The sequence below is a fragment of the Nocardioides bruguierae genome (assembly GCF_023554635.1).
In the GTDB taxonomy this organism is placed as follows: domain Bacteria; phylum Actinomycetota; class Actinomycetes; order Propionibacteriales; family Nocardioidaceae; genus Nocardioides; species Nocardioides bruguierae.
Genome location: NZ_JAMJPH010000043.1, coordinates 1 through 2,902, shown reverse-complemented (window position 1 = coordinate 2,902; position 2,902 = coordinate 1). Strand labels below are relative to the sequence as shown.

Here is a 2,902-nt window from a genome sequence, read left to right as displayed (position 1 = left end):
CTAGAGTTACGGCGGCCATAGCGAGAGGGAAACACCCGGTCCCATCCCGAACCCGGAAGTTAAGCCTCTCAGCGCCGATGGTACTGCAACCGCGAGGTTGTGGGAGAGTAGGACGCCGCCGGACATACACTGCAGAACGCCCGCCGGGTCGCAGCACCACCGAGTGCTCCCCGCGCGGGCGTTCCGCATTCCGGAAGCAGGGTTGGGCCACCGGAGTGCGTCATTGGCTCGACGGCCCGATCAAGGGCGGGGTCCCCGGCAAGGCGAAGGGCCTGTCAGAGGTCTTGCCGCACGGATCTCGCTCCAAGGCGCTCGCACCTAGGATGTCCGGGAAGTTGACTGATCGGGCAGTGTGGAGGGCTCATGGCAAGACTGGAGTCGCGGGCTGACGCCCCCGACGCAGGCCAGCCGTTGACACCGACGATCCCGGGGGATCGCGTTCGACTCCGCGGTTTCGAGGAGTTGGACGTGGGTGCCGTGTTCGAGGCCGCCCAAGACCCCGGCGTGCGGCTGCTCACCGGTCTTGAGGCTGACCAGAGCAGCGCCCAACGATACGTCGCGCGGCAGGAGCTGCGGTCGCAGCGCGGCTTGGGTCACTCCTGGGCGATCGTCGACGCCGCACGTGGATACGCCGTCGGTCAGATCGGGATGTGGACCAGGGCAACTGCTCCGGACGGGCGGACAGGTTACATGGAGGAAGCGCATGGCCGCGCGGCGCTCGGGTACTGGGTCAAGCCCGGGGCGCGTTCACAGGGCTTCGCGACGGCGGCTCTACAGGCAGCCAGCGAGTGGGCGCTGTCCCAGCCGGACATCGAGAGGCTGGAGCTGTTCGTCGAGCCCAGTAATGGAGCTTCGCTCCGGGTAGCGCTGGGCGCCGGCTACCAGCGCGAAGGGCTTCTGCGCTCTTACCAGCGCATCGGTCACGAGCGAAGGGACATGATTGTCCTGGCGCGTTTGTCATGAGGCGAGCGGGTCCGGGTCGGCGTGTAGGGATGGTCCTCGGTCCACGTCGACCGCGGGCAGGTGAGTTCGGGGCAGCGTCAGATCCGTGTGCCCCGCCGCACCCGCACCGGGGGTCCGAAGCATGGGGCATCGTGCAGGACGTGGACCCGGCAGGCGTGGTTGACAGCGAGTACCCCGCAGTCGGTCAGCCGGCCAGATCGGCGTCGGACTCGACATCGAACACGATCGTGAGGCTCTGGCCGTGGTCGTGCGAGGTCACGTCGAGGACGTGGACGCCCTCGACCCCCGAACAGCTCATCGGCCCGCGGAGACCACCGAGAAGACGGCGACGGCGCGCAGGGGCACGGGAGTGCGTCATTGTCAGGGCCCTGCAGCACAACGGCTTGGTCGCCGTGGAGCCACTGGGCGCGGACGCCTTCCTCGCCGCTGCCACGCCGCCAGCGGGCTACGCTCCAACCACGGGGTGCAGGGAACATCAGGTTCCCTCCCGCCATCGGTGTGACGTCCTGCCGCTCCGAGCAGCGGAACCGGGGGATTGCTCGAGCGGTGTCCGTGACCGGTGGTCGCACACCGTGCGAGTCGACGCCCTGCGGCGGGGTGGACAGTCGCCAGACCCGGCGCAGGCCGCTGCTCCGATTCTTGCGAGTCCGGGGCGACGTCGTGCTCCCTGCGCCGTGCAGTCGTGACGCCGCTTCGTCACCGGGGAGTGGTGCGTCGGGGTCGGCGTCGTAGCGAGCTCGAGAGGGGCCGAGTCGACTGGCGACGTCTGGTCGCAGTGATGAACGCGTACGGAGGGGAGGTGCCACGAGAGGATCGCGCGCTACCGCCATCCGCCGGACGCGTACAGGCTCGAGAGCTCGGTGAGTCGGGGCGCCGTGCGAAGGACGGCCAGCATCCGCCATGAACACCCCACCGGGCCGGCGCGACGGATCGCGGGGACGGTGCCATGGGGCCGAGTACCCAGCCCGTGGTCCAGGCGCCCTGCCGCGCGGCACGGACAGCGGCGACCTTGCCCTGCTCGCTCACCCGGTGGTTCCTTGGTGGCTCGCCGACGGTGCCCGTGACGAGAAGGCCGGGACGCAGGGCTCGTGCCCTGGGCGGGACCCGCGTTGACGTCCCTCCGCCACGTCGGAACCTGACTCGGTCAGCTGCCCAGCGCCGGTCGGCGCAGGCTTCGGCGTCGTCGGGCGAGGGGGACGCCCTCCGCGCAGAACGGAGTGAGGGCGCCCGAGGTCATCTCTGTCCGCCGCCACATGCCGGAGCAGAGGGCCGGCACGGTCGCGGCGAGTGAGCCGCGACAGGAACTCTGGAGGACGGACGCGACTCGTGTGATCGAACCCCTCATCAGGTCGCACCATGGGCCGAGGCCGCCAGCGCGGCCGTGCACGGGTGATCGGGTCCGGTCGGCCGGCGATCGCGAGCACGCGGGGCAGGGCGCGGGCAGGAGGCAGGCCGAGGACGGCGCGTACGCCCGGAGCGCGCGGACCCACCCTCACCTGCACAAAGACCCCGGGTGCCACCTCGATTTGTGCCGTACGGGGGAGGCGTCTAATGTTTCATCTGTCGCCAGGGAGCGGCGGGGAGCAAGGCCGGTCTGGTCGGGCTTCCGGCCCCGGGGTTGATGGTGTTGGCGAAGACGTCGCCGGGCTCGGTTTGGGTCTGTGAGAACGCGTCGCTAGCGTGTTGGAAGTCCTTTCGGGCTCGTCGGGAGATGGGTCTGGTTGGTGCGTGTGATTCTTGAGAACTCAACAGCGTGTCATTGATAGTCGACGAATTAGTTTGTTTATGCCCCTCTCGTCGGCATGGCTGGGCTTTGGTCTGGTTGTGTTGGTGGGTGGGTTTCTTTGACGATGATTCTGACAAGTTTGTCAGGTTCTTTCTGTCAGTGATTGATTTTGCATCATCTCACACTGTGTGTGGGTTTTCGATGGAGAGTTTG

The 2,902-nt window shown here is 68.1% G+C and carries 1 protein-coding gene and 1 rRNA gene; both read left to right on the top strand.

Features of this window, described 5'->3' with window-relative positions; translation table 11 throughout:
• The first annotated feature begins 7 nt into the window (after positions 1-7).
• Positions 8-124: ribosomal RNA gene (gene rrf / locus M8316_RS20300) — 5S ribosomal RNA — on the top strand.
• A 239-nt stretch (positions 125-363) separates the two neighbouring features.
• A complete protein-coding gene (locus M8316_RS20295) occupies positions 364-963 on the top strand; it encodes a GNAT family N-acetyltransferase (RefSeq protein ID WP_272495632.1) in 600 nt (199 codons plus the stop codon).
• The last annotated feature ends 1,939 nt before the right edge of the window (positions 964-2,902 follow it).